The organism is Sporosarcina sp. USHLN248 (assembly GCF_037144575.1).
Lineage (GTDB): Bacteria > Bacillota > Bacilli > Bacillales_A > Planococcaceae > Sporosarcina > Sporosarcina contaminans.
This window is the reverse complement of the sequence record NZ_JBBCZC010000045.1, coordinates 1-26,736: the sequence shown is the minus strand read 5'-3', so window position 1 is coordinate 26,736 and position 26,736 is coordinate 1. Positions and strand designations below refer to the sequence as shown.

Below are 26,736 nucleotides of genomic sequence, written 5' to 3'. Positions count from 1 at the left end.
CGCCTGGAACGGAAAGCGACGGTTGTCAGGGGTTCCCCATTTATTCTCCAACCAGAAAGGGACTATCACAGAAAATCAGTTTTCACTGACTTTCTGGACAGCCCCTTTTTTGTGCGTTTATAAAGAAAGCATAGGTATGATCTCTCTATCTATTTTCCATTCAACTTATAGAAGAGCTATTTCTTTAATTCCCAAACAATCAAAATCCCCTCTATTATGTTTTGCATTGATATCGTAGTAATTTGCAAGATAGCCATTGATATGGCTGTATTGCGTTACATTTATATTTTGAGCAAATAATTTTATGTTGAGAGCGCGGTGTTTATGTTCATACACAGCATTGTGTTGCATGACAATTACATTGTGCTATTTAGGCTTCATGACCTTATTGAAACGATTACATAGCATTAACTATCGTTTATGAGGGTGGCAACGGGCTTGCGTGTTTTCCTCAAACTTCTTATGCATGGTAATACAACTAAATGAATATAGAAGCGAAGGTTTTTATAGGTGACGATTAGTGTTAAGATTTCTTCTAATGTAAGCTTCCAAAGTCTTGTTTTAATACCATGAGAAGTTTATGTGTTTCTACATGCGGTTATGCGCTGTTGTTTTGTTTTATGCGCTATTATTGGTATTTATTTGTATGGAAGCAGTCGTTATGCATTTATTTATGCTTTCCGTTTTTAAGGCTTTAATTAGAAGAAGCAATGTATTATGTATGGATGCATCGGCAAACAATATATAGATAACCGAAGAACTTGTTGTTTTATACAAAAGTATTTTAGTGTTAAAATAGTTTTAGACTCATGAAAAGAGGAGAATTTAAATGGGAAAATTGTTAGATAAGGTTGTCATTATTACTGGCGGAGCTGGTGGGATAGGAGGTGGAATGGCGAAGGCGATGGTAAAGGAAGGTGCTGTCGTAGCTATTGTGGATGTGAATAAAGAGACGGGAGAAGAGATGCTGAAGGAGCTTCAAACTCATTCTCCAAAGTCTATGTTCATTCAAGCAAATTTAATGGATCATGGCAATTTGTATAAGATTGTTAATACAGTCGTAGAAAAATACGGTCGGTTGGATGTATTAGTTAATAATGCGCATGCTTCTAAGCAAGTGCCATTGGAAAATACAACTCAGGCAGATCTGGATTTATCTTTTGGAACAGGGTTTTATCCAACGTTTTATTTAATGCAGGCTGCTTTGCCACATTTAAAGGAGTCGAAGGGAAATATAATTAATTTTGCTTCCGGTGCTGGATTGGCTGGTCATGAGACGCAGGGTGCATATGCTGCTGCCAAAGAGGCAATACGAGGATTATCCCGTGTAGCTGCAAATGAGTGGGGACGCTTTGGCATTAATGTAAATATTATTAGCCCTATTGCATATTCTCCAGGCGTTGAGGCGTGGTCGAAGGCACAGCCAGAGTATTATGAAGCGGTCAAAAATAAAATTCCTTTAGGGCGCTTTGGAGATGTTGAAAAGGATATCGGTCGGGTTGCCGTCTTCTTAGCATCGGAGGATTCTCAATATATTACGGGTCAAACAATTATGACAGATGGTGGCTCTATTATGTTGCATTGAAGTCATTACAAGACTTTCTATCCAAGAGATAGTCACTTGTATAGAAAGTTGTTGTGGAGGAGTAATGAAGTTAGTGAGATGCGCATTTGGACATTCATGTCTGAGTGTGTATTTTTTATGGAAATAATGTATCGCCAAGTATAAAGTACTAATCTTTTGGCAGAAGAATGATACCATTCGAAGCAAGTGTTAACAAAGCGATCTTAAGTCTTCTTTCTTATTCATACTAAACTGATAAGAATAGTTAAAATAATGTTTGACTTTGTGTAAGGGAACAAGTAAAGTATGTACTAATTACATATTGTATCTTATCAAGAGAGATGGAGGGAGTGGCCCATTGAAGTCTCAGCAACCAACCTTTAGGTATGGTGCTAATTCCGCCAAGTTGTAACTTGGAAGATAAGAAGCGGATATGAATTTCTCTTCTTATAGAAGGGATTTTTATTTTAAGGGGGAAAAGATATGGAATTTGTATTTGATCATCTTGTGCACTTTGTAGAGGAGCCGGAGAAAGCAGTGCAAGAATTTCAGGCTGTTGGCTTTCATGCAGTAGAAGGCGGTGTCCATGAGGATCGGGGAACGTATAACGGGTTAAGCTATTTTGGTTTATCCTATATCGAGTTTTTAGGAACATATGACCGTAATTTAGTGAAAAATACAGAGCATCCGTCATTTAGTTTAATTTCTACAATTATTAGAGATGAGTTTCGGGAAGGTTTTGCCCGCTTTGCTATTCGGACGACTAATATTGAAGGCGTGGCACAACGATTCAAGGAACATGGATTAAAAGTGACCGGACCGGTGCCACTCCATAGGAAGAGACCGGATGGCTCGGTTGTAAAATGGCAATTGCTTTACGCAGGTACAGATGAAGAGGGCCCTGAGCTACCGTTTATTATTCAATGGGAAGCGGAGGATGATGAAAGGGAAAAAGATTTGATACAGCAGAAGGTCATGGCAGACCATCCAAATGGAGAGGCGTTGAAAATAGCTTCCCTATCGTTTGCCGTAAAAGATTTGAAAGAATCTGTTAGGCAATGGTCCATATTGCTGAACGCACCTGTCAAAGATGCATATACTGATGAAAAGTTAAATGCACAAGGTCAGGCAGTTGTAATTGGTGATGTGGAGATTATCTTTTATGAACCAATTGGGAAAGGAATTGTACAGCATAAATTAGAGTCACGTGGGGAGAAGCCTTTCCAAATTGTTATTCAAGGAGGGAAAGAGGAAAAATCATTCGACCTATTTCATGGTCATTATATAATCAAGCAGTGAAAAATTTTTATGTATAAAACCAAGTAAACTAATATGAATAGGAGATATATGAATGAGAAAAGGATTTTACTTAATAGTTTTCGCTGCAATTGTATTGTTTTCATTGGCAGGATGCAGCGGGGAGAAGGCTTCAGACAGAAGCCTCTGAAAAGGTGGTGCGTGTTGGTTTCCAAAAAGGAAACACATTAAATATATTGAAAGAAAGTGGAATATTAGAGAAAAAGTTGGAGGCAGAGGGCTATCGGGTAGAATGGCGGGAATTCGTTCATGGAGGCACATTGTTAGAAGGGCTGTTTACAGGGCATATCGACTTTGGGCATGCAGCAGATGGCTCCGGCATTAATGCGCAAGCAGGCAATAAACCGTTCGTCTATGTAGGCGCAGATTTGCCGAATCCGGAAGGTGTAGGGTTGTTAGTTCATAAAGATTCAGGGATCACTTCAGTTGATCAGTTGAAAGGGAAGAAGATCGGTGCATTGAAAGGCGGCAACCATCATTATTTGGCCATCTTGGCGGTCGAGGATGCAGGCCTTTCAATAGATGATGTTGAGTGGGTATATTTGCAAGATGCAGCACAGCAAAGAACAGCTTTTGAGACGAATAAAATCGACGCGCTTGCAACGTATGATCCGTTTTTTGCCGGTGTGGAAGTTGATTTAAAGACCGTTAACCTAACGGAGAGCAAAGATTATGGCTATCCAAACCGCACATTCTATTATGCGAATGAGGATTTTTATAAAAAGAACCACGAATTAGTCGAGTTAATTTTAGAAGCGACAGATGAATCCGATCAGTGGGCGAATGAAAATAAAGATGAGGTCGTTAAGCTTGTCTCTAACATGTTAGGAATTGACGAAAAAGTGATTGAGCGAGCAGTCGACCGCAGGCAATATGCTGTTGATCGTATTGACGATTCAATTATAGAGGCACAACAAAAGCAGGCGGATACTTATTATGAAATCGGATTGATTCCAAATAAAATCGACATTCGTGATCGGGTTCCGAAGAAGTAAGGAGGAAGAATGATGGTGATTCAGTTGAAACGGACGGCTATTCCATGGCTTATTCCAATTTTCATCATCGTTGCTTGGCAGGTGGTCGTATCAGGCGGAATCGTCTCCCCACAGCTGCTGCCCGCACCTTTGACAGTATTGAAAAGCTTATATCAATTAGTAGTATCTGGGGATCTGACTTACCATATGGCTGCGAGTTTAGGGAGAGCGTTAATCGGGCTTGTAATTGGCGGGGGAATAGGCTTCATTTTGGGTATAGCAAATGGGCTATCAAAGTTCTCATATGCTTTTACGGATACGACATTGCAAATGATCCGCAATATCCCAAACTTGGCCCTCGTGCCGCTTGTCATCATATGGTTTGGAATCGATGAAGGAGCTAAGATTTTCTTAGTTTCGATCGGGGTAATGTTCCCAATCTATATTAATACGCTGCATGGCATACGCAATATCGATCCGGGATTTATTGAAATGGGCAGAATGTATGGGCTGAAGGGCTGGAGGCTTTTTAAAGAAATATTGCTCATAGGTGCTTTGCCATCCATTTTTGTTGGGCTACGCTATTCTTTAGGCGTAATGTGGATGACTTTAATTGTGGCAGAGACAATCGCATCGACACGGGGTGTCGGTTACTTGGCAATGACTGCACAACAGTTCATGCAGTCGGATATTATTATCATTACAATTTTGCTTTATGCCTTATTTGGGAAAGTGGCCGATCTGCTCGCTCGCTATGGGGAGCGGAAAGCGTTGAGGTGGCATAAAGGATATGTTCAATAAAAGAATGGAGGTATAGTATGGCACTGATCGACAGAGAAAAGGATTTGCAGAACGAACATGCTGTAGAAATTACATTGCAGCAAGTGACGAAAGCGTATAATGGGAAAACAGTGTTGAAAAATATATCACTTACTATACATCCTGGACAATTCGTCGTTATCGTTGGAAAGTCAGGCAGCGGGAAAAGTACGCTGCTAAGGCTTGTGGCGGGCCTTGAACAAACGACAGAAGGAACAATCGAATTTGACGGTCAACCAGTTGAAAAATCTACGAAAATGGCAAGGATAATGTATCAGGATTCAAGACTGCTTCCTTGGAAGAAAGCCATTGATAATGTTGGTTTAGGCTTGAATGGAAATTGGAAAGACCGGGCAAGGGAAACTTTACATTATGTCGGCTTAGCAGAATACGAAAACAGTTATCCTTCAACGTTATCGGGTGGCCAGCAACAGCGTGTTGCTCTTGCGAGGGCATTGGTGCACTCTCCTTCTTTATTGCTGTTAGATGAGCCGATGAGTGCCTTGGATGCCTTGACACGAATGGAAATGCAAATTCTCATAGAAAAGCTTTGGCAGGAGCAGCAGTTCACCGCATTATTAGTAACCCATGACGTTAGGGAAGCAGTGAAGTTAGGAGACCGGATCATTTTAATTGAAGATGGGGATATTACAATGGATATGCAAAACCATTTGCCGCGGCCTCGTGAATTGTCAAATGTCACGTTAGCGAAAATGGAGAAGAAGATTTTAGACAGGATTTTATCATTGTGAATACAAGGCGAAGAGACCTCGAATGAAAGCGATACCGCTTATCGAGGTTTTTTTTGTGAAAATAAGGGTTGTTTATGCGCCATTCCAAAGGGGCTATTCGTCTAGTGGGCAAGTTATGCGTATTTTGTATGAATGCTGCTTTGTTGACCGTCATTATGCACCGAATGATAGGGTTATGCGTGAAAGTGCATGGGTTACGAGTGGAAGTTCATCATGTTTCTATGTAAAATTTCTGGTCATTCACTCGTTTTCAGAAGAATAGGGTATATTGAACAGTGAAAGGGGAGGATGGAATGCTACTAAGGGTTGTGATGCGTTTTTTTAAAGAGCGGTTTTTCGATCAAGCTGCACAAACCGCTTATTATTTGCTATTGTCCATGTTTCCTTTTCTTATATTCCTTTTTTCCTTATTAAGCTATATGTCAGTCGATGAAGAAATGTTATTGAATTTCATTCGCCCATTTGCTCCAGATGAGGCGTTTGTCATCATCGAAGAGAATGTCAGGGCGATGCTATATAAAGTGCAGGGAAAGGTTTTTTATGCGAGCTTGGCTGCCGCATTTTGGCTATCGTCTGTGGCAGTGCAGTCGCTTGCCCGGTCATTGGATCTTGCAAATGGTTTTGTGCGCCGCTATCCGTTTTGGAAAGTAGTGATCCGGGATTTAGGTGTGACGCTTCTGTTCATGTTAGTCATTTCATTGTCTCTGTTCCTGCCTTTAATTGAGCGAGCTTTACATGAAATCGTCACTTATTATGATGCAGTCGAGGAATGGCGAGGCTGGCTTTACGTTTGGCCGAATGTGAAATGGGGGCTTGGCACTCTGTTTCTCATCCTTTTCTTCTTGCTATTTTACAAAGTGGTGCCAACAGGTAGAATGAAAGTAAAGGAAGTGCTGCCGGGTGCACTATTTTCAGCAATTGGTTGGCAATTGTTTTCGATTGTCTTTGGCAGCTATATTTCCAATGTCGATTATACGAGGCTGTATGGGCAGCTTTCTGGCATCATTTCACTTGTATTATGGTTTTATTTGACTGCGGTTATCTTGTTGCTTTCCGGGTTGCTAAATGCAGAGTGGAGGAAAGCATTGCGCTGGAAAGGGTGAGGAAAGATGAAAATTTTATTAGTCGATGATGATCCGAATATATTGGAGCTTGTAAATATCCATTTATCGCAAGCGGGTTATGAAGTTATGAAAGCAACGAACGGCTTGGAGGCGTTAGCCTTCTTAGATGAGGAATTGCCTGATCTCGCTGTTGTAGACGTCATGATGCCTAAGATGGACGGTTATACGTTGACGAAGAGGCTTCGGGCAGAGGCGGATATCCCGGTTTTATTACTAACTGCGAAAGGCGAATTGGAAGATAAGGAAAAAGGATTTTTGGCGGGATCCGATGATTATGTCGTAAAACCGTTTGAGCCGAAAGAATTGCTGTTCCGCATAAACGCTATTTTAAGGCGCTACGACAAAGCGGTTGATAGGATCATTGAAGTTGGTCCGATGAAAATCAATCGCCAAAGCTATGAAGTATCTATTGGAAAGAAAGTACTCTTGCCGCCTTTGAAGGAATTTGAGCTGTTGTCGCTTCTATCATCAAAACCGAATCACGTATTTGAAAGAGATTTTCTTATCGAAAGAGTGTGGGGCTATGACTATGAAGGGGACGAACAGACGTTGAACGTCCATATTAAACGGTTGAGAGATAAACTGCCCGAAGAGGTTAAAATCGTTACGGTTCGAGGAGTGGGCTATAAATTAGAGGTGGACGCTCCATGAAGTCGTTATACGGAAAGTTCCTTTCCTTTACGACTGGCATTATGATGACGAGTGCTCTTGTCGCGTTTTTAGTCGTTAATACATATTATCACCAACAATTGAAAAGCAAAAATGACGAAAAGAACATGAATATCGCTACTTCACTTGCCCATTACATCGAGTCGGACAATGCTGCGAGTCTGACTGATTTCTTTGAAACACAGGCGGCAGTTGGCTATAAATTATATGTTGTAGATGAAGATGGGAAAGCGGCTTTTTATGGTGAGCCGTTCCGCAAGCAAAATTTAGGTAAGGAGCCAGTTGAGCTTGTACTAAATGGGGAGCAATATCACGGCATGCGCGATTTGAAGACGGAGACGTTCATGACAGGCTTCTTTTCCGATCAGCTTGCGAATACGGTTGGTGTCCCTTTTGAAGTAGATGGGAAAAAATATGCACTGTTTATGCGTCCAAATATTAAAATGCTGTTTACAGAGGTCCACTTTCTGTTAGGCGGCATGGTTGTCGTCATGGCGGTGTTCAGTTTGCTTTCCATGCTGATTGTTGCTAAGAAATTGATTGAACCAATTACAAAGCTTACTGCAGCTACAAAGAAAGTAGGAGAAGAGCAATTCACAGGAACGCTCGATATTCATCGAAAAGACGAAATTGGGCAGTTAGCTCACAGCTTTCAAAAAATGACGGAAAGATTAAGCGAGAATGATCGCATACGAAAAGAATTCATTAGCGATGTGTCTCATGATTTTCAATCTCCTTTATTGAATATAAAGGGGTATGCGGATTTATTGAAAAATGAAGATTTATCAAAAGTGAATCGAAAACAGTACGCAGCTGTCATTCAATCCGAAACGGAAAGGCTATCTTCTTTGACGAAACAGTTGCTATTATTGACCTCTTTGGATCAGTTATCATCCCCTTTACACCCGAAGTCGTTTCGGCTGGATGAGCAAATTAAAGAAACAGTGCGCAAATATCGATGGTTCTCTGAAGAAAAAGAAATTGCTGTTTCAATGGAATTGGATGAAGTAGCGTTTACAGGGGATCCTGCGTTTCTTGAAAAGGTATGGGAAAACTTACTTTCCAATGCATTGAAATATACAGAAGAGAAAAGCGCGGTAGATATCATTTTAACTGATGGAGAAGACCAGGTGAAAATTGAAGTGCGTGACGAAGGCATCGGGATTGCACAAGAGCATTTGCCAAGAGTATTTGATCGTTTTTACCGTGTGGATGTGTCTCGCACAAGCAAAACAGAAGGAACCGGCTTAGGGTTGTCCATCGTCCAGCAAGTTGTCCAGCTTCATCAAGGGTCGGTTTATATTGATAGTGAGAAAGGTGTTGGCACGACATTTACGATTGTTCTTCCCAAATTGTAATATGCTGTTCATGTTCCGTTCATGTTGCCTCTTTACGATAAAGCTATAACTTGAAAGAAAGAGGAGGAATTCGGTTTGCAAGAAAAATGGAGTATACGGCTAATTCGAATTTCAGCAATTTTTGGGTTGATCGGGGCATTTTTAGGTTCTCATATGGCTGGGGCAGGATCTTATGCATTTAGACCGATACACGCGCATATTTTAGTTGTCGGATGGTTATCGGTATTTGCATGGGGCATATTCTATAAGCTGTTTAAGGTAAGGGCTAAAAAAATAGTTACTTTTCATGCATTTACAGCGATTATCGGCTCAATCGGTTTAACAGCGGGCATGTGGTTCCAATTCATGCAGCCTTTCGGTGTGAATGAAACATTCTCGCTCATTTTCTATATTGTTGGCGGAAGCATCTTGCTTATCAGCTTTGTACTGTTTGTTTTATTGACATTCCTTATTGAAAAAGAAGGAAGGAGATCATGACGGAGGGAAAATTAAAAGGAAATCGTCTTTGGTGGCTCTTCATAGGGAGTTGGCTCGTTATTGCAATTGTGCTGTCAGCACTTGCGCCGGGAAGTAAGGAGCATGTCATTGCCAATAAAGACTCAGGCCTGCCTTCAGATGCACCATCGATCGTGGCTGCGCATGAGTTGGAAAAGTATTTTCCGAATGATGGGGGCATCCCGCTCTTTGCAGTCTTCCACAAAGACGGTGAGCTGTCAGATGAAGAGATGATTCGTTTCGCACAAGCGATAGAATCTTTGACTGAGGATTATGCGTTTGATGAGATAGATGTCATTCCTTTATCCCAATTACAGTCTGAGCAGCGCGCCGCGTTTTTATCGGAGAATAAGGAAACGTTTTTCATTCCTTTATCATTGCCGCAAAATCTTGAAGGAAAGGACATGAACAAATTAGTCCAATCCATTAAGGAAAATGTTGTAGATCAAGTCGCGGATGGAATTGAATTGTCTTGGACGGGGCCTGCTGGTATCGCTGCAGATGCGGTTGAGCTGTTTAGCCAAGCGGATATTGTTTTGTTGTTATCTACAGTCGGGCTTATTTTAGTTTTGTTATTAATCATTTACCGTTCGCCTCTATTGACGTTGATTCCTTTAGTTGGAGCGGGAATCGTTTACGCAGTTGTCGATAGGATTGTCGGTTTTACAACCGCACAAGGCTGGTTCGGCGTAGATAGCCAAGCATTGTCGATTATGACGATTCTGTTATTTGCGGTCGTAACGGATTATTCTTTGCTAATTTTCTCTCGCTATCGGGAAGAGTTAAAAGTGCATGAAGATGCTAATTTAGCGATGAGGGAAACGATGCGCCATGTTAAAGAACCAATATTTTTCAGCGGCAGCACGATTGTGTTAGGTGTAGCAACGTTATTCTTTGCCCTTTATGAGCCATACCGTAACTTTGCACCCGTGTTCGCAATTGCTGCTGGTGCAATGCTTATTGCAGGATTGACGTTATTGCCGGCATTGTTTGCAGTGATTGGAAGGAAAGCGTTTTGGCCAGTCATACCGAAATATGGAGAAACAACCGTTGAAAAGAAAACGATATGGGGCAAGGTGGCGGCTGTTGTCACAAAAAAACCTTGGCAATTCATGGTTCCAATCCTATTGCTGCTTGCGTTATGTGCCTGGAATATGACAAATATGAAAGAGTCATACGACTTAATTGCATCATTTCCGGAAGATCTTTCATCAAGAGTTGGGTACGAGCGGTTAGGAGAGGACTTTTCAGAAGGAAGTTTAGCGCCGGGAACATTATTCATCGTTTCGGAAAATGAACTAGGGATGGAAAAGTTACAGAAAGTAATTGAACGAATAGAAGAAAATCCCGCCATAGCTCAAATAACGACGCAAGGAAACCCTTTGAATGAGAATGGTAACGCGGCGAAATTCTCGATTACATTTGAAGGCAATCCGTATGATGAGAAAGCATTTGATGCGGTCTTAAAGCTTCGCGAAGATAGTGAACAGATCTTAAAAGGTGCTAATCTAACGGATGCGATGTTATATATTTCTGGCGAAACGGCGATCAATGCTGATTTAAGAGACATCAATGATCGTGACACGTGGATGGTCATGATACTAATGACGGTGTTGATTACAATTATGTTAGGTCTCCAAACGAAGTCAATCGTTGCACCGATTTACATGATTGGAAGCATTTTGCTGTCGTTTGCGGCTACAGTCGGTTTAGCATACTTCCTGTTCGGCGTATTTTTGGACCTTGATGGGCTTAGCTATAGGATTCCGCTCTATGCATTTGTCTTCCTTGTTGCTTTGGGGGTAGATTATTCCATTATGCTTATCGCGAGGGTCCGTGAAGAGATGAAAGTGTTGTCTTTTGATGATGCAGTGCGAAAAGGGGTAGAGCGTACCGGAGGGGTCATCAGTTCTGCAGGGCTCATTTTAGCTGCGACATTCTTAGTGCTTGCGACGATGCCGATTTATGAATTAAAGCTATTCGGTTTCATAATGGCGCTTGGCATTTTAATCGACACGTTTATCGTCCGTCCATTGCTAATCCCTTCAATATTAGTATTGTTAGGCAAATGGAGTTTTTGGCCGAAGCGTATGTAATCAATGAAAAATGTCACTTCCTTTATTACGGGAGTGGCATCTTTTTTATTTCCTCTTTTAGAGTAATGTCAGTATCCATAGGGGGGTAACTCTTAAAATAGCAAGATGGAAAGGCACAGAGAAGTGGCTACCATTACGATTATTTTGTTATCCAATAGATTATCTATATTTTTGTTTATAAAAACGAGTCAAACGTTTTTAAATCGAGAATTGAACCGCAAAAAACAGGAAGAATTGTTCATCTTCTTATTAGTACACTACTTACTATAAAGGAGATGATATTATGAATAACAAATCAATTGGATTATATCAAGGAGTCGCGTTATATATTGCTGCTATATTAGGTTCGGGTGTTCTTTTTTTATCTGGAGTAACTGCATCAATGGCGGGCCCTGCATCTATATTGTCTTGGATGATTGTGATTTTAATTAGTTTTCCACTTGCTTACTCCTTCGCTAGTTTAGCAAGAAAGTACCCTGATGCAGGTGGAGCAGCAATTTTTGTAAGAAATTCCTTCGGGTTTCATTTTGGCAATATCGTTGGATGGTTTTACTTTGTAACAGCGGCAGTCGGTCAAACAATCGTTTCCTTAACTGGCGCCTATTATGTCAGTCAGGCATTTGGATTATCAAGTCTCACAACAGCAGTGGTTGCCATTTTGATATTAATCATTGCAGGGGCGTTCAATTATTATGGCGTAAATGTTAGTGGAAAAGTTGCATTGGCATTGAGTTCTTTATTGCTGATTCTTTTGCTGGTGGCTGTATTTGTTTCTTTTTCAAGAATACAATGGGAGAATTTCATACCATTTGCCCCAAATGGATGGTTTTCAGTGGGAAGTGCTATAACGGTTATTTTCTGGTCCTTTTTCGGGTGGGAAGCAATTTGTAATTTGGCCGAGCACTTTAAAAGGCCAGAAAAAGATCTTGTCAAAGCTTCAATGATTAGTGCAATTATAATAGGACTACTATTTTTAGGATTAAGCCTTGTAACAATTGGAACAGCAACGTATGGCAATCAAGAAAGCAGCCTATCTCCAATTGGTGTTATGATGGAAGAAACAATAGGAGTAGGGGCCAAAACCGTCACTGCAATTTTGGCGTTAATTATTTGTACAGGGACATCTAATGCTTTTGTAGCTAGCCTTACGCAATTAGGATATTCATTAAGTAGGGATGGGGCTTTCCCAAAGTTTTTTTCAAAACGACATGTAACTACTCATATTCCAAGACGAATGGTATTATTTATTGTCTGTTTTTCAATAACTGGTGTGATTGTGACGAAAGCTTTAACACTGACATTTGATGATATTTTATTTATTCCAACCTCACTCGGGGTTATAGTTTATATTCTTTCGATGGCGGCAGGCGTTAAATTATTTAAAAGAAACACACTATCTTGGTGGGCATCCTTGACCTCTTTGATTTTATGTTTCTTGGTCGTTCCATTTTTTCGGTTATATATATTTGTACCATTAGTTGTGTTAGCAATTTATGCAGTATATATGATTTTGAGTAAAAAGGTATTTGCCTATAAGGGGGCATGAAGTCCAATGAGTCACGGAAATTACCCTTCAAAGGATACAATGTGGAAAGCAACCATATCATGTGATGCCACATATGATGGGGTATTCTTTTATGCAGTAAAAACAACAGGGATATTCTGTCGTCCTTCTTGTAAGTCTAGGATTCCAAACGATGAGAATGTTTCTTTTTTTGGATCTGCTGATGAAGCCCAAAAGGCTGGTTATAGACCGTGTAAAAGATGTAGACCTGATTTATGTTTAAGTAAATATGATCCGCTTACTTTTATTTTAGAAGATACGATCTGCTTGATAAAAAATAATTATATTCAAAACTTATCTCTAGACGATATTGCATCAAATGTGGGAGTTAGTCGCTTTCACTTAAATCGGATTTTTAAAGAACGAATAGGATGCACACCTCGAATGTACTTAGAAAAATTTAGGGTTAATAAAGCGAAGGAATTACTTTTAACTACGCAGTTTAATAGCACACAGATTGGTTACCAAATAGGGTATCAAAGTACCTCTAGTTTTTACAGTGCATTTAAAAGAAATACAGGATTCTCACCGAACCAATTTCGTACTCTTCATGTCAGAAATTGTTCAAATCAAAAGTAGGGCTGAATGTATTGCTTTTCAAATAAATGAAATGTGCCACTTCCTTTATACGGGAGTGGCGCTTTTTCGACTATTCACTTTGCGCTGTCATGTATTGTAATGTCTGTTTTATTCCTTCGTGATAGGATGTGCGAGGCAGAGGACCGATTTCAGTTTCGTATTTCGTACCATCCAACACAACCGGCTCTTCATTCAAATAGAACATTTCGACGACTTCGCGCATATTTGCATTGAAAAGACCTAAGAATCGAATCATATTTTTTGATACAGTCCGAACAGGTCGATCGTATTCGGAAAGTTCTCGGATGATCTGAACGATTTCTTCTCCGGTAATGACACCAAACCCAGGAATATTGTAGTTGTGGCCATACGCATTACTCTGCAGAGATAAATTGACCGCAGCTTTGGCCCCGTCCGGTGTGTAAATGAACTCTCTGCAAATCTTTTGGTTACCGATGTACATTGCCTTTTTATGCTGAACGGCATCTTTGAATGTGAAATGCAATAATGTATTTTCCGCATTCGGTCCGTAAAAGTCTGGAAAGTGAGCAATGATTGCTGGCACATTTGACTGTTTAACCATCTGCTCTACTTGCAATCGAATTTTACCTTTTTTCGTAGTCGGTTGCTTTGGTGTGTTTTCCGTCATTTTGGCACCGGTTGATTTGCCATAAGCATAAATGTTTTCAATCAAAATGAGCTTGGTTTGTTGGGTTTCTGCAGCTTTTAAAACATTGCCAATGAAAGGGAGCAATTTATCTTCCCACTCAGGGTAAGGGATATTAGCCGCTTGGAAAATGATATCTGTATTTTCGGACGCAGCAATGACATCGTGTAAGTTAAAAATATCCCCAGTTTGAATCGTAATTTCCGGTCGCTCACCATACAAGTGGTTCAGCTTTTGCTCCGAGCGTGCAAATGCCGTCACTTCCACACCTCTGCTGTTTAATTCATTCACAATCGCGTAACCCATACCGCCGGATGCTCCTAATACAAGTGCTCTATTCATATATAAACCCCCAATTTATTATTTGACCACTGTTCAAATGAAGTGATAAAAGAAAGCCACGCAAATGGCTCATTTTAATTTATCCCTTTCAATAAAAACTGGACGTGTGCTTTCGCCATATCCCTTACCTCTTCATATTGGATAACATGGCGCAAATAGTGAGTAACAAAACCATGTAAGGCTAAGAAAATAGACCAAATCTCTTGAATGGATAGCTGTTTCTCACACAAACTATTCACGGTTTGCGCAAATAGCTCATACGTTTCATTCGGGCTCTGATTAAGGAAATTTCGCACTTCCTCATCTTTGATTAAAAACATAATTTCATAATGGCTTTGATGATTTAAGCCAAATTCGATATAGCCAAGTAAAATGGCTTCTAGTTTTTCAATTGGAGCGAGAGGGGCTTGTGCGATCTCTTTCAGCTTTTGTTCTAACATGCTAAAATGATCTTCCACAAGTGCGTAAAACAACTCTGCTTTACTGTTAAAGTGATAGTAAATAGCTCCGTGGCTATAACCAAGCTCTTTCGCGATTTGCCGCATCGAAACGTGCTGATATCCTTTTACGATAAATAAATCCTTTGCAGCATCCATGATCATCTCTCGACTGAGATCACGTTGCGCAGATTTTTGAGATGACATAGTACCTCCTCATTTGACCACTGTTCAAATAAATAGTAGCGATCTATTCAATTATTGTCAATTAATAAATGTGCGTTTTGTAATTAGAAGGTAAATTGAACTATTTAATTACCGATGTTAAGTCGTTTATTCATAAAAAAGGAAAGAAAACGGTTTCTTTTTAAAGGTTCAAATATCCTATACTTGGTAGGTAGTATGTAACTAAAAAACCGAAATAAAATAGTACTTTTTATTGCTATCTAAAAAAGTCTATGTTACTATTTTTAAGTACTATAGTTGGCAAACCTTTTGAAAGAAAGGGACGCAAAGCTCCAGGTCTAAAGCTAATGCAATGATGGCTGAGCTGCATGAAACTAGACATTTTTCTGGTTTTTTAATTTTGCCTATTTCTAATTTGGAAAAGGCTTTTTTTATTTATAAAAACTATTTTTAGTAGGAGGAAAAGAAAGGCATGCGCTTTATAAAAAACATTCCGCTTAAATTCAAATTATTGCTTACTGTTTTCGCGATTGTCATTGCATTATTTGCTGTAACAACTACACAAAGCATTTCCCAATTGAAGAATCAGTTGGAAGGCGATCTTGAGCAAGAGCTTAAAAGCGTTGGTCTCTTGACAGCGATGCAGCTTGATTCGAAAGATGTAAAGAAGTTGTTCGATGCAAAAGATGAATCAGATTCGAATTTTGTGAAAATGCAAAATCACTTGGACTATATTTTGGATCAGCAAGGTATTATGTTTTGGAGCTATATTTGGAAGATGGAAGATGGCGGCGTCAACCCTGTCGGCTATACAAATAATTTGGGAGATGTCTATAACGTCGGTGAATTGTTCACTGATATTGCACCTGTTCATATGACAGCTGCAAAGCTTGCGATTGAAAATGATCGACCAGAAGTGACAAGTATCTTTGAAGATACATTTGGGTCATGGAGAACGGTCTTTAGTCCAATAAAAGACGAAAATGGCAATACAATTGCTGTCTTAGGTATCGACTATTCGGCTGACTATATCGAAGCAATTATTCAAAAAAGCATAACGAAGCAAATTGTCATTGCAATCATTGGGCTTGTTGTTTTGTTTGCAGTTCTGTTCTTTACAATTCTCCGTTTGCTCAGCCCGTTAAACAAAGCTGTTGTTATTGCCAATCAAGTAGCGGGCGGCGATTTGCGTGATGTGGAATTGGAAGAATCAAAAGATGAGGTCGGAAAACTATCTGGCTCTATTAAAGAGATGGTGTCCAATTTACAGCACGTCATTATGAATATCCGAAATACGTCAAACATCGTTGCATCGTCTGCGACTCAGCTGACGACAACTGCTGAAGAGTCTTACCGAAATGCAACGAATGTTTCAAAAGAAGTCGATCATCTTGCGAAAAATGCTGAGACGACGATGGTTATGACAGTTGAAACAGCTTCTGCTATGGAAGAGTCTGCAATGAGCATTCAACGAATCGCAGAATCAGCGAATACCGTTTCGGAATCCTCATACTTCACTTCAAATGCTGCGAAGGAAGGAAATGAGGTCATTCAGCAAGTTATTGCCCAAATGCAATTGATCAATGAATCAGTCAACCAAATTGATGAAACAATTCAAGGTTTGAATGAAAACTCCAATCGCATTAGCAACATTGTAGATTTCATTACAGATATTGCTGAACAAACGAATTTATTGGCGTTGAATGCGGCAATCGAGGCAGCAAGAGCTGGTGAGCATGGCAAAGGGTTCGCTGTTGTAGCAGGGGAAGTTAAGAAGTTGGCAGAGCAATCTGCTCATTCGGCTTCAGAAATTTATAAGCTCATTAACCATATCCAATCGAATTCAAACGATTCGCTATTAGTAATGGAAAAAGGAAAAGAGAATGTGCGGGTTGGGATGGATCAAACAGCAAAAGCCGGGGACATATTCCACGAAATTGTCAATTCCGCCGAACAAGTTGCAGGTCAAATCCAAGAGATTTCCGCAGCTTCACAGGAAATCTCCGCTTCTTCTGAAGAGGTGGCGGCATCCGTTAATAATATGAAAACAGCATCACAGCAATCGGCTGAACTCTCTATGAATGTATCGAAACTAACAGAAGAACAACTAAAATCGATGCAAGAAGTGATCGAGGCTTCTGAGTCATTGGACAAAACGGCTGAAGAATTGCAGTCACTGATTAAACGATTTGAACTATGAGGTGAAAAAAATGAACTTAGGGCTTACAGGAAAGAATGTACTGATTACCGGCTCCAGTATGGGAATCGGAAAAGCAATTGCATTGCAATTTGCTGAGTACGGAGCAAATGTGTTAATAAATTTTGTTGGTGATCAAGAAGTTGCCGAACAAACACGCCAAGAGGCTGAAAAATTCGGAGTCCGTGCTTTGACTTACCTTGCGGATGTATCGGATTCAAGCAAAGTACGAGACATGTTTGCCTATATGGACGAACAGCTTGGCTGCATCGATATTTTAGTGAATAATGCAGGATTTGCACAAGATGCTCCAATTACGGAAATGACAGATGAACAATGGGATCGAATGATCAAAGTCCATCTATACGGCTGCTTCAATAATAGCCGTGAAGCTGCAAAGAGAATGAAGCAGCAAAACAAAGGAAAAATCATTAATATCTCTTCTGATATCGGCAGTTTAGGTTGTGAAGAGTTCACCCATTATTCTGCAGCAAAAGGCGGCATTAATGCGTTTACCAAAGCTTTGGCGCGAGAATTAGCACCCAATATTTTGGTGAACGCGGTAGCGCCAAGCGGCACACATACAAATATTTTGAGCGCATTCGGAGACAATTACGTCGAAGAAGAATCGGCTAAATATCCGCTTAAGCGATTAGCTCAACCGGAAGAAATTGCAAAGAGCGTCTTGTTTTTAGCGTCGGACAACGCCAATTTCTACACAGGACAAATTTTAACGCCAAATGGCGGCGTCGTCATGAACGGCTAAGAAATAGACAGGAGTATACGGAACGATGAATATTGTTGTATTTGGTTTGTATTTGATTTTTATTTACTATATTGGTTACAAAGGCTATAAACGGGTTAACACAGCAGAAGATTTGATTGTAGCAGGCTGGAGCATGCCACTGCCTGTCGTGACAGGCAGCTTGGTTGCTGCCATGTTAGCAGCTCCGTTTTTCTTTGCAGCAATCGGATCAGGTTATACGAGTGGTGGCTTTGAAGGTTCCGCGACGATGGGAGGTCTAGGGACATGTATGATTTTAGGCGCGCTTATTTGGACGAAGCCGCTTAGAAGATTAAGAGGCTGGACGTTGGCCGACTATTATGGATTACGATATGGCAGTAAAAAGTTAGGTGCGTATACGGGCATCGTAATGGCGGTCGCTTTTGGTGTCTTCAATGCTGGGGCACTGACAGTTGGCGGTACGTATATTATTCAACAACTTTTCCAAATTGATTTTATCCCGGCAGCCATCTTGTTCGTTTCATTGACGGCTTTATACTCTGTTATTGGAGGACTTTGGGCGGTTGCTTATACGGAAATTGTGCAAGGGGCACTTGCCATTGCCGGTATTTTAGGCATCTCGATTTTCATATTCTTCTATTATCCGGACGTTACATTTAATCCGGAATGGTGGAACATTAGTGAACTTTTGAACCGTGGCGGGGTAGAGTTCTGGACGCTGTACTTAGTATTGGCGCTAGGGGACATACCTGCAGTCGATTTAGGGCAAAGGGTTGCAGCGGCGAAAAGCCCGCGCGTTGCACAGAAGAGCATGATCATCGCAGGTTCCATTGTCATTGCGATCAGCTGGATTCCGGGTATGTTAGGGGAAGCGTTCAAGTCGATATATCCGAACAGCTCCAACCCGGAAACGTTAATGCTTGCTTTTGCGCAAGGATATTTCCCACCGATTTTAGCGGCAATTTTTTTAACTGCAATGGCGGCTATGGGGATGTCGACTGTAGCAGCTTGCTACGTGGCGACTTCAGGAATTGTAACGAAAAACATTTACTTGGATTTCATTAATAAAAATCCCGATCCGAAAAAGCTATTGTTTATCTCAAGAAGTGTCATCCTGTTTAGTGCTGTTTTAGGCTTTGTATTGGCAATCGGCGCACAAAAAGTTATCGACTTGGCCTACTTAGCGTGGGATATCGTGTTTGTAACGCTATTCTGGCCGATCGTATTAGGACCATTCTGGAAACGGGTGAGCACGCCGGCAGTTTGGGCAAGCATCACGGTTGGTCTCGTCTATTATATGATTACTTCATTTACCGGCGTACCAGGTCCTACGACTACTTCCGAAGGATTCCTTGGCTTACTGGATGAATTATGGCATGTGCCGGGCTTCTCAGGTGTAGTTGTTTCTGGTGTGACAATTATTGTACTAAGCTTCCTGATCCCACCATCCCAGCATGTATTGGACATGCATAAGGTTGGAAGAGATAAGTCTTTGGATGATGTGGGGAGTAAAGAAGAATTGAATGCTTAATAGAATGTAAATATCCAATCATATCTTTGAGTATTGTAATTATTAGAGCCACTAAATGTGGGGAAATAAAATGATTGCTATTCAGGTACAAATGGCCATTAGAACAGATTTTGTTCTAATGGCCATTTGTTGTATATAAATTGGCTCACTATCATTATATGAAGATAAATTCTGTAGTCGATAAACACAGTGCAATACCTGTTCAATCTTTTCTGTTATAAAAGCATTTATATAGGTTGAAGGCAAGCCACTGATGAAATCTTAGATAAAGGAATTGGACAGGTTGAAGGTTCCTCAATCCCAATAGGTGGAGAGAACACTCATACTGTTTTGGCAGGACATCGAGGAATGGGTACAAAAGAGATGTTTGGTAATATAGATAAATTAAATACTGGCGATGTATTTTACATACACACAATGAGTGAAACTTTAACATATAGGGTTAAAAATCAGCAAGTCATCTATCCATATGAAACAGAATACTTAGAAATTCAAGAAGGGAAAGACATGGCTACTTTATTAACATGTCATCCATTTAGACACAATTATCAAAGGTTGCTGATTCAGGGTGAGAGGGAAAAATAATATGTGTCGATGTATACTCCACTAAAAAAACTGAAATAGGAACCTACAAAAAAAGAAAGACTGAGCCTTACTGTGAACGGAACCCCGTAAAGTGGACACTTTAAAAAAGTCCTCTTTACGGGGTTTCGTTCACTCTGGAGATCAAGTAGTTTTTTCGTTTATCGAATGAGTAAAAATTGAAATAGGGCAGGAAAAAACCTCTTTACTATTGAATATAGAACTTACAGATAGGAGGGGCATAATAGATAGAAGTATCCCTTACACAAATTATCTTCTTAGCTATTAAATTGACATCTTAATGTTGGTAATGAATTCTTATGGAAAGCCAAGAGACAATTTACCGTTTTCGAGCGTTTCAAATTCACATAACTCCATGTTTATAGTTCCTTTAACATTTGTTCGTGAGTTGTTAAGTTTGGAGTGATTGATCATAGATTAAGGTACAGGGATAATAGGATTGTAAAAGAAATAGGGAAGAGGAGAATACATTGAAGGATATCAATAAGCTCTTGAAAAACCTCAAATCACTGAAGGGGCCTTTTCCAAGATTCGACCCTACCAATGTCCCTTCCAATCTAAACGAGCTCTTTCAAGAATGGTTTACTATGGCAATAGAAAATGGAGTTCATGAACCTCATTCCATGACACTCTCCACCATCAATAGATTGGGGGATCCTGATGCAAGGGTTCTCATTTTAAAAGGTATGGACGATGATGGTTGGTATTTTGCATCTGGCTCAAACAGTGTGAAGGGGCAACAATTGAAGATGAATCCAAATGTTTCGTTAACCTTCTATTGGTCTTTGATTGGTAGGCAAATTCGAATACGAGGAACCTCATTTATGGTAGGAAAGAGGATAGTGCAAAGGATTTTTTAGAGAGAGGGGAAGTTGCACGAGCCATTGCGCTTCTTGGAAAACAAAGTAAAGTTTTACTCGATTCTGATGTCTTGGAGGAAACATTAAGAAATCAAATAGAACAAATGAAAAGTAATCCTGATGTTGTAGATCCTCATTGGTGTTTATATAAAGTTACCGCTAGAGAAGTGGAATTTTGGCAAGGGGATGTAGACAGGAAGCATATACGACTATTATATCGAATGGAAAAAAATAAATGGGTTAAAGAACTTTTATGGCCGTAGCAATTAAAGCGAGTTATGCAATAATTAGGTGGTCAAATTGAAGGTTAAGTTACGTTGTATTCATGATGTAATTAACATTTTATCCGCGAGTATGAGTGCTGTAGATTTATAACAAGGGGTGAGTGTCATGATAATTGATGACGACATGCGTCGAGTAATTGATGAACAGCGCTTGGCTTTTGTGGCCACCGTTTGTCCTGATGGAAGTCCAAATTTATCTCCAAAAGGAACGATCGCTGTTTGGGAAGAGGAGCATCTTGTTTTCTTACATTTGTATTCACAAGGAACAGTAAATAACTTAGAACAGAATGCATCTATAGAACTGAATGTTGTGGATCCCATTAGGCGAAAAGGATATCGCTTTAAAGGTTTAGCGGAAGTTTTGAAGTCTGGTCCCAAATTTAACGAGATTGTTGGTTACTTTAAGCAAAGTAGAGGAACAAATCCAAGCCGTGTAAAGGCTGTTGTCTTAGTTAAGGTTTTACACGCTGAACCGCTTATCTCACCAGCATATGAGGATGTATCTTCTGAAGAGGAAATTTCCAAACGCTGGAAGCATCATTATGATGATTTGTTTAATTATCTATGAAAATCAAGCCAGTTAATCCAAGAATTGAAATAATTATAAAAGCCGATAGTTCCTGCGTATAGGTTTTATCGGCTTTTATATTGAATGAAAATGTGCAGTTAATCCATCATTTTTGATGCTTATTCATTTCAAAGTTAGTAACGAGTTCTATTGAAAGACAAGATTCAACTTACCGTTTTCAAGCGAGAGAATTGCGTTAAATTGGTTGCCATTATTGGCAGTAAAGCCTTTGATGACGTTCGTCTTCCCTTTCGTGCAAAGCAGTTTCACTTGCGCGGGTGTCAGTTTCTTCTTGAGGAATACACCCGGGAATGTCTGCTTGCAGCCATTTTTATAATTGCTGCAGCCGTAAAATCCTTTTCGTGCTAAAATCATGCCTGTTTTACAAGCTGGGCAGGGGGCAACTTCTTTCGCTTGATAAGAGCCTCGCGATTTCGACTGCCGCGGCGGAACCTTCGTCGCATCAATCGGCTTAGCCTCTAACTGTTTTGGCACAACATCCAATAGCTTTGCGATGAACTTCGAAATATTATCGAGGAAATGCAGTCCGCTTCCTTCGCCATTGCCGATTTTTCTCAAATACGTTTCCCATTTTGCGGTCATTGAAGGGCTTGCAAGTAGATTCCCTTCGATCGCCTGACAAAGTACGCGACCTTTTTCTGTAATCGACACGATGTTTTTCGATACAGTTATATATCCATGCTTTTTAATCGTTTCGATAATACCGCTTCGTGTCGCTTCCGTCCCAAGTCCCTCGATCTCTTTCAATATATCTGTTTCTTCCTTGTCCTCAACCAATTTCCCGCATGTTTTCATCATTGCAATGAGCTGACCTTCCGTATATGGTTTTGGCGGCATCGTCTTGCCTTCTTTAATGCCGATATCGGACTCTACGGTCTCCTGCATGCGTGGCGGCGGCAAAGCAGGCTCGTCCTTTTCATCCTTGGACCGTTGGAATAAAGCTTTCCATCCCAAATCCCTCTCTGTTTTGCCGGTTGTGAAAAACGGAAGACCGTTCACATCCGTTGTCACTTTCGTTTCGGTATACAAATAATCGGTATGAAACATGGCAAGTGTCGTACGAACGACTTCCTCATACAAATTCCGTTCAATAGGAGAGAGCCGGCCAAGCACAGCTTGCGAAGGAATCTTCTTCGTCGGAATGATCGCATAGTGCTCTTGAACCTTCGAACTGTCGACATACCGTTTCTTCGGAGCAAGTGAAGCGACAGGGAAAGGATGCCCGATCAGTTGTTGGTAATCGCCAACTTGGTCCTTCAAATACGCAAATTCGTTTGGCGTAACATGCCGCGCATCCGTCCGTGGATAGGTGACAAGCTTTTTCTCATACAAGCCTTGCATCGTCTTCAACACGTTTGCCGGACTCATCTTCCAACGCCGGTTCGCTGTCGCCTGCAAAGTTGACAGGGAATGGAGCTGAGGAGGCGGCGTCCGTTTATCTGTATGGGTGACAGAAGTGATTAAACCGGGTGAATTTGGCTGAATTCCATGCTTCGCAAGTAGTTCCTGAATAATCTCTCGTTTCGGCTCCTTCGCTTTCGCTTTACCTTTATACGTACCGTGTTCAGCTGTAAAAGTTGCTTCCACTTCGAAAAATGGCTCCGAGATAAATGTCTCAATCTCACGCTGCCGTTGATAAATTAAGTACACCGTAGGAGACTGAACGCGGCCGATTGGAAAGACTTCTTGCACACCTTTTGCCTTCAATAGAAGTGTATAGAGGCGAGAAGCATTCATCCCAACGAGCCAGTCGCTGATCTGACGGGCTTTTGCCTCTTCATACATTTGCAAATCTTTACGGTTGTCCCGTAAATTCGCAAAACCTTTGCGCACTTCATCGACTTCAAGCGAATTAATCCAAAGCCGCTTGATTGTCTGGTTGCGGGCTCCTGTTTGATAATAAATACTATAAAAGATGTTCGAGCCTTCGCGATCCACGTCACAAGCATTAATGACCGTATCCGTCCCGCGAATGAGCTTCTTTACAATTTGAAACTGTTTAAATTTCCCCTTCGCCACTTGGAACTCATACCTGTCCGGCAAAATTGGCAAGCTACCTAATGTCCATCGCTTCCAAGCAGGATTGTATGCATGTGGCTCTTTTAACTCAACCAAATGGCCGACACCCCACGTTATATACGCTCCTTGCGGGAAAATCGGACAAGGATTTATTTCAAGATAGCCCTCATGCTTCCGCACGGAAAAAGCGTCTGCATACGCTTTTGCTTGGGACGGTTTTTCGGCTAGGATGACAGGTTTCATGGCTGACACCTCGATCTATAAATTGGTACATTTGTTCTTATTGTCTCATATTTGGAGGGGGATTACTATATGTTTGAGAGTGGAAGAGGGGCTGTCTGAGTAGAGAAACAGCTGCACCCGATCTTTTTTAGTTTGATTAGAAACAAACCGTCGGTGATTGCACCCATCCGATATGCTTTGGAAAAGACCTCATCCATAGGGGTCACTTCCCGGGCTATCTAATGAAGATCATTCAATATTTCGCCTAAAATTTGTACAAATTTCTACATAGAGGTTTTGTGCAGATATGACCAAAATCTTAGTTGAATAAGAACATTTCACACATAATGTGCAGATTTTGCCTACTGACTCGGTTGAGATATTTGAGTTCTATTCCATCCTAACGGCGTATGGTGGAATGGCACTGTAAATTAATGTTTGATTTGATCAATAATATCAAATAAAGCTTCGTTGAATAGCTCCTTCTGATCAAGCATCGTCGCATGTCCAGCATTTGCTATGGAGTAAAAATGTTTCATTGGCGCATTGATTCGATCAAAGTATGTGCGAGCGAGAGAATAAGGAGTTTGCCAATCATTCTCTCCATGGATATAGAATACAGGAACTTGATAGTCTAAAGTTTCGATGTTCAGATCATAAGACTTAAACAAATATTCCAAAATAGCGCGCTGTTTTACTTGTAGTACATCACTCATTAACATGTATTTAATATCTTTTAACGAATAAAAGGGAGAACTTAGTACGCTCATAATTAGTTGAGGTGAGGGTTGCATTGCAAGCTTATACTTACCTTGCAACTTACGGAGTTTCATAAGCTTCTTGATCAAGTCATCACTAAATTGGTGCTCGGAATAAGGGCTTAAAGCTTGTAAGGTGCTAATATCTTTCCGATTTTTTGCTTGTCTGCTGCATTCCAAAGCTTTCTCGTAGCCAATTCGTTCGTTTTCAAACATATTTACAACTTGCCCAACTCCAATATAGGCTTGAACCATCTTCGGATACTGCAAGGTGAATAGACTGCCTAAGACAGAACCCCATGAATGACCAAGAAGAAGGATTCGCTCATTGTTATATTTTTTTTGTAAATAGCTTACCACTTCATATGTGTCCTGTAATGCTTGTTCAATCGTTGTGGTAGGAGTGACTTTATGGGGATCATTCGCAAAGAAGGTTTTACCGCTGTTTCGCTGTTCCCAGTGAACAACGGTTACCTTCTCTTCCCAAGGAAACTGAAAGTCTTGGGCAAAAGGAAGCATCGGACTGCCAGGACCGCCATGCAGGAATAAGAGGACGGGATGATCCTTATTTTCACCACGATGATATAAAAACTGCTGGATTCCACCGATTGTCACATATTCGCCCTCATCTATTCCATTTGGTGTTTGGATATGCCGGGTTGCTGCACTCTTCTTTGTGTAGAGAAACCAATAAATTGCCAAACTGACGCTGGTAATAGCCGCTATGAAAAGAATCAAAGGTTGATTCATGTGAAACCTCCCTCTAAAATTTTATAGTTGAATTCTGCTTGGACTCGCTAAGATATTCCGCAATTGCTTCTACAAGAATGCTTAATGCTTGTTCCCTTCCTTGTTCACCATATTGGTTCTGATTAGAAGCGATAAAATGCAAGCCGTCCATTAAATTCGCAAGTACGCTATAATCACATTGATTATCCTCTATTCCTAAGTAATTCAATGTACGCTGAAAATTTGTTTTGGATTTATCCTGTTCCATTCTGTTAATAGGATCTGGAAGTTTGCGTTGCAAATATTCCAAGTCCGATGGCTGAACATGGAGTGCAAGACTATCTGGTGCCAAGTAAATTTCATGAAGTGCGTGTTTAATCTTGTCCTTAAAATGCCCAGAGCTAGCTCCGATTTCAAGCGTCCGGTCAAATAAATCTTGCTCATTTCGCTTGATAATGTGGTAGAGAAATACCTCCTTGGAAGGATAATAGGAATAGAAGGAGCCTTTGGCTATTTGAACAGCTGCTGCAATATCGTCAACCGTAACTCGCTTCATGCCTTTCTTACGAATAAGCTCTATTCCTTTGATATACATTGCATTTTTGATATGCTCCTTCTCCTGATCACTTATGATCTTTGGCATGCGCTCTTCTCCTTTGGTGACTATTAATAATGAATTGGGTCAATATAAATATAATGCTGAACTTTGGTAGGAGTCAATGGTAGTAGTATAAAAATATAGATAAAAGTAGGTTGATTACTTTCTTGCCAATCTGGCAAACTGGTGGATAGTATGCAATGTTGACAACAAGTTGATAAATTGAAGCGCAACCGCTATCTTCTGAAGATGAAGAAATATCAAGGTAATAATAAAGGTCCAATTTCTAAACATGAATTATTGAGAAATTGGACTTTTTATATTTATTTAAAGTACAAGTTATCTTTGTAAATGAGTTCAAGTCTATATAAATTATGAAACAACTTTTATGTAGTTACCTTGATTAGAATGAAAACTTAATTGTTATCTCAAGAGCAGGAGAAAAAGATTTTGATAAAGTAGGAAAGTTTTAATCACGTAAGCCACATTTCTGAATCACTATATCGTACTATAGTCGGGACTAACATGCTCGTCTATCGCCATAACGAAAAGGGGCTGTCCAGAAAGTCAGTGAAAACTGATTTTCTGTGATAGTCCCTTTCTGGTTGGAGAATAAATGGGGAACCCCTGACAACCGTCGCTTTCCGTTCCAGGCGCA

The 26,736-nt window shown here is 40.4% G+C and carries 22 protein-coding genes, 2 pseudogenes and 2 riboswitches; of the genes and pseudogenes, 19 read left to right on the top strand and 5 right to left on the bottom strand.

What is annotated here, in order from left to right; all coding sequences use genetic code 11:
- Nucleotides 1-829 precede the first annotated feature (829 nt).
- The 12 genes and pseudogenes from WFH04_RS15445 to WFH04_RS15390 all read left to right on the top strand — a co-directional run bounded on the left by WFH04_RS15445 (nucleotide 830) and on the right by WFH04_RS15390 (nucleotide 13,311).
- Entirely contained in the window at nucleotides 830-1,585 is a 756-nt protein-coding gene (locus WFH04_RS15445; protein ID WP_336824948.1) for an SDR family NAD(P)-dependent oxidoreductase, read from the top strand.
- Nucleotides 1,586-1,890: 305 nt separating this feature from the next.
- A riboswitch (SAM riboswitch) is annotated at nucleotides 1,891-1,991 on the top strand.
- Nucleotides 1,992-2,047: 56 nt separating this feature from the next.
- Nucleotides 2,048-2,863 carry a VOC family protein gene (locus WFH04_RS15440; RefSeq protein ID WP_336824947.1) on the top strand — a complete coding sequence of 272 codons (816 nt, stop codon included), beginning with the start codon at nucleotides 2,048-2,050 and terminating at the stop codon, nucleotides 2,861-2,863.
- Between the two features lie 152 nt (nucleotides 2,864-3,015).
- The gene (locus tag WFH04_RS15435) at nucleotides 3,016-3,876 is read left to right on the top strand and encodes an aliphatic sulfonate ABC transporter substrate-binding protein (RefSeq protein ID WP_336824946.1); all 861 of its coding nucleotides are present in this window, start codon (nucleotides 3,016-3,018) and stop codon (nucleotides 3,874-3,876) included.
- 12 nt (nucleotides 3,877-3,888) lie between these two features.
- Nucleotides 3,889-4,656 (top strand): ABC transporter permease subunit, encoded by a 768-nt coding sequence (locus WFH04_RS15430; protein ID WP_336824945.1) that lies wholly within the window; start codon nucleotides 3,889-3,891, stop codon nucleotides 4,654-4,656.
- A gap of 17 nt (nucleotides 4,657-4,673) precedes the next feature.
- Nucleotides 4,674-5,426, top strand: coding sequence for an ATP-binding cassette domain-containing protein (locus WFH04_RS15425; RefSeq protein ID WP_336824944.1), 753 nt, complete (start codon nucleotides 4,674-4,676; stop codon nucleotides 5,424-5,426).
- Between the two features lie 293 nt (nucleotides 5,427-5,719).
- A complete protein-coding gene (locus tag WFH04_RS15420; protein ID WP_336824943.1) occupies nucleotides 5,720-6,529 on the top strand; it encodes a YihY/virulence factor BrkB family protein in 810 nt (269 codons plus the stop codon).
- Between the two features lie 6 nt (nucleotides 6,530-6,535).
- Nucleotides 6,536-7,201, top strand: coding sequence for a response regulator transcription factor (locus tag WFH04_RS15415; RefSeq protein ID WP_336824942.1), 666 nt, complete (start codon nucleotides 6,536-6,538; stop codon nucleotides 7,199-7,201).
- A complete protein-coding gene (locus WFH04_RS15410; RefSeq protein ID WP_336824941.1) occupies nucleotides 7,198-8,577 on the top strand; it encodes a sensor histidine kinase in 1,380 nt (459 codons plus the stop codon). The genes WFH04_RS15415 and WFH04_RS15410 overlap by 4 nt, the downstream gene beginning before the upstream one ends.
- A gap of 75 nt (nucleotides 8,578-8,652) precedes the next feature.
- The gene (locus WFH04_RS15405; protein WP_336824940.1) at nucleotides 8,653-9,054 is read left to right on the top strand and encodes a hypothetical protein; all 402 of its coding nucleotides are present in this window, start codon (nucleotides 8,653-8,655) and stop codon (nucleotides 9,052-9,054) included.
- Entirely contained in the window at nucleotides 9,051-11,168 is a 2,118-nt protein-coding gene (locus WFH04_RS15400) for an MMPL family transporter (RefSeq protein ID WP_336824939.1), read from the top strand. Before WFH04_RS15405 ends, WFH04_RS15400 begins: the two co-directional genes overlap by 4 nt.
- A 283-nt stretch (nucleotides 11,169-11,451) precedes the next feature.
- A pseudogene (locus tag WFH04_RS15395) lies at nucleotides 11,452-12,779 on the top strand (APC family permease).
- A complete protein-coding gene (locus WFH04_RS15390; protein ID WP_408020195.1) occupies nucleotides 12,721-13,311 on the top strand; it encodes a bifunctional transcriptional activator/DNA repair enzyme AdaA in 591 nt (196 codons plus the stop codon). Before WFH04_RS15395 ends, WFH04_RS15390 begins: the two are co-directional and overlap by 59 nt.
- A gap of 70 nt (nucleotides 13,312-13,381) precedes the next feature.
- Here WFH04_RS15390 and WFH04_RS15385 read toward each other — a convergent pair whose 3' ends face one another.
- Nucleotides 13,382-14,320, bottom strand: coding sequence for an SDR family NAD(P)-dependent oxidoreductase (locus WFH04_RS15385; protein WP_336824938.1), 939 nt, complete (start codon nucleotides 14,318-14,320; stop codon nucleotides 13,382-13,384).
- Nucleotides 14,321-14,394: 74 nt separating this feature from the next.
- Nucleotides 14,395-14,964 carry a TetR/AcrR family transcriptional regulator gene (locus WFH04_RS15380; RefSeq protein ID WP_336824937.1) on the bottom strand — a complete coding sequence of 190 codons (570 nt, stop codon included), beginning with the start codon at nucleotides 14,962-14,964 and terminating at the stop codon, nucleotides 14,395-14,397.
- Nucleotides 14,965-15,232: 268 nt separating this feature from the next.
- A riboswitch (cyclic di-GMP riboswitch) is annotated at nucleotides 15,233-15,315 on the top strand.
- Nucleotides 15,316-15,415: 100 nt separating this feature from the next.
- Between WFH04_RS15380 and WFH04_RS15375 the strand changes: the two genes are divergently transcribed.
- From WFH04_RS15375 to WFH04_RS15345, 7 genes and pseudogenes are all read left to right on the top strand, one after another.
- On the top strand, nucleotides 15,416-17,143 hold the full coding sequence (locus WFH04_RS15375; protein WP_336824936.1) for a methyl-accepting chemotaxis protein: 1,728 nt from the start codon (nucleotides 15,416-15,418) through the stop codon (nucleotides 17,141-17,143).
- A gap of 10 nt (nucleotides 17,144-17,153) precedes the next feature.
- The gene (locus WFH04_RS15370) at nucleotides 17,154-17,906 is read left to right on the top strand and encodes an SDR family NAD(P)-dependent oxidoreductase (protein ID WP_336824935.1); all 753 of its coding nucleotides are present in this window, start codon (nucleotides 17,154-17,156) and stop codon (nucleotides 17,904-17,906) included.
- Nucleotides 17,907-17,931: 25 nt separating this feature from the next.
- The gene (locus WFH04_RS15365) at nucleotides 17,932-19,416 is read left to right on the top strand and encodes a sodium:solute symporter family protein (RefSeq protein WP_336824934.1); all 1,485 of its coding nucleotides are present in this window, start codon (nucleotides 17,932-17,934) and stop codon (nucleotides 19,414-19,416) included.
- A gap of 255 nt (nucleotides 19,417-19,671) precedes the next feature.
- Nucleotides 19,672-20,001: pseudogene (locus WFH04_RS15360) on the top strand (class C sortase); the annotation flags it as partial.
- Nucleotides 20,002-20,489: 488 nt separating this feature from the next.
- Entirely contained in the window at nucleotides 20,490-20,879 is a 390-nt protein-coding gene (locus WFH04_RS15355) for a pyridoxamine 5'-phosphate oxidase family protein (RefSeq protein WP_336824933.1), read from the top strand.
- 104 nt (nucleotides 20,880-20,983) lie between these two features.
- On the top strand, nucleotides 20,984-21,142 hold the full coding sequence (locus WFH04_RS15350; protein WP_336824949.1) for a pyridoxine 5'-phosphate oxidase C-terminal domain-containing protein: 159 nt from the start codon (nucleotides 20,984-20,986) through the stop codon (nucleotides 21,140-21,142).
- A gap of 127 nt (nucleotides 21,143-21,269) precedes the next feature.
- The gene (locus WFH04_RS15345; protein ID WP_336824932.1) at nucleotides 21,270-21,731 is read left to right on the top strand and encodes a pyridoxamine 5'-phosphate oxidase family protein; all 462 of its coding nucleotides are present in this window, start codon (nucleotides 21,270-21,272) and stop codon (nucleotides 21,729-21,731) included.
- 147 nt (nucleotides 21,732-21,878) lie between these two features.
- Here WFH04_RS15345 and WFH04_RS15340 read toward each other — a convergent pair whose 3' ends face one another.
- The 3 genes from WFH04_RS15340 to WFH04_RS15330 form a co-directional block, all read right to left on the bottom strand.
- Entirely contained in the window at nucleotides 21,879-24,014 is a 2,136-nt protein-coding gene (locus tag WFH04_RS15340) for a type IA DNA topoisomerase (RefSeq protein ID WP_336824931.1), read from the bottom strand.
- A gap of 410 nt (nucleotides 24,015-24,424) precedes the next feature.
- Complete coding sequence (locus WFH04_RS15335; protein WP_336824930.1) at nucleotides 24,425-25,501, bottom strand: alpha/beta fold hydrolase; 1,077 nt, start codon at nucleotides 25,499-25,501, stop codon at nucleotides 24,425-24,427.
- Between the two features lie 13 nt (nucleotides 25,502-25,514).
- Entirely contained in the window at nucleotides 25,515-26,123 is a 609-nt protein-coding gene (locus tag WFH04_RS15330; RefSeq protein ID WP_336824929.1) for a TetR/AcrR family transcriptional regulator, read from the bottom strand.
- Nucleotides 26,124-26,736: the final 613 nt, after the last annotated feature.

Bases quoted from the DNA above. Each gene is read 5' to 3' on its own strand.
- WFH04_RS15420 (WP_336824943.1), top strand. From the start codon at position 5,720: ATGCTACTAAGGGTTGTGATGCGTTTTTTTAAAGAGCGGTTTTTCGAT.
- WFH04_RS15340 (WP_336824931.1), bottom strand. From the start codon at position 24,014: ATGAAACCTGTCATCCTAGCCGAAAAACCGTCCCAAGCAAAAGCGTAT.
- WFH04_RS15345 (WP_336824932.1), top strand. From the start codon at position 21,270: ATGATAATTGATGACGACATGCGTCGAGTAATTGATGAACAGCGCTTG.
- WFH04_RS15430 (WP_336824945.1), top strand. From the start codon at position 3,889: ATGGTGATTCAGTTGAAACGGACGGCTATTCCATGGCTTATTCCAATT.
- WFH04_RS15425 (WP_336824944.1), top strand. From the start codon at position 4,674: ATGGCACTGATCGACAGAGAAAAGGATTTGCAGAACGAACATGCTGTA.
- WFH04_RS15365 (WP_336824934.1), top strand. From the start codon at position 17,932: ATGAATATTGTTGTATTTGGTTTGTATTTGATTTTTATTTACTATATT.
- WFH04_RS15380 (WP_336824937.1), bottom strand. From the start codon at position 14,964: ATGTCATCTCAAAAATCTGCGCAACGTGATCTCAGTCGAGAGATGATC.
- WFH04_RS15370 (WP_336824935.1), top strand. From the start codon at position 17,154: ATGAACTTAGGGCTTACAGGAAAGAATGTACTGATTACCGGCTCCAGT.
- WFH04_RS15330 (WP_336824929.1), bottom strand. From the start codon at position 26,123: ATGCCAAAGATCATAAGTGATCAGGAGAAGGAGCATATCAAAAATGCA.
- WFH04_RS15375 (WP_336824936.1), top strand. From the start codon at position 15,416: ATGCGCTTTATAAAAAACATTCCGCTTAAATTCAAATTATTGCTTACT.
- WFH04_RS15385 (WP_336824938.1), bottom strand. From the start codon at position 14,320: ATGAATAGAGCACTTGTATTAGGAGCATCCGGCGGTATGGGTTACGCG.
- WFH04_RS15400 (WP_336824939.1), top strand. From the start codon at position 9,051: ATGACGGAGGGAAAATTAAAAGGAAATCGTCTTTGGTGGCTCTTCATA.
- WFH04_RS15350 (WP_336824949.1), top strand. From the start codon at position 20,984: ATGAAAAGTAATCCTGATGTTGTAGATCCTCATTGGTGTTTATATAAA.
- WFH04_RS15390 (WP_408020195.1), top strand. From the start codon at position 12,721: ATGAGTCACGGAAATTACCCTTCAAAGGATACAATGTGGAAAGCAACC.
- WFH04_RS15335 (WP_336824930.1), bottom strand. From the start codon at position 25,501: ATGAATCAACCTTTGATTCTTTTCATAGCGGCTATTACCAGCGTCAGT.
- WFH04_RS15410 (WP_336824941.1), top strand. From the start codon at position 7,198: ATGAAGTCGTTATACGGAAAGTTCCTTTCCTTTACGACTGGCATTATG.
- WFH04_RS15415 (WP_336824942.1), top strand. From the start codon at position 6,536: ATGAAAATTTTATTAGTCGATGATGATCCGAATATATTGGAGCTTGTA.
- WFH04_RS15445 (WP_336824948.1), top strand. From the start codon at position 830: ATGGGAAAATTGTTAGATAAGGTTGTCATTATTACTGGCGGAGCTGGT.
- WFH04_RS15440 (WP_336824947.1), top strand. From the start codon at position 2,048: ATGGAATTTGTATTTGATCATCTTGTGCACTTTGTAGAGGAGCCGGAG.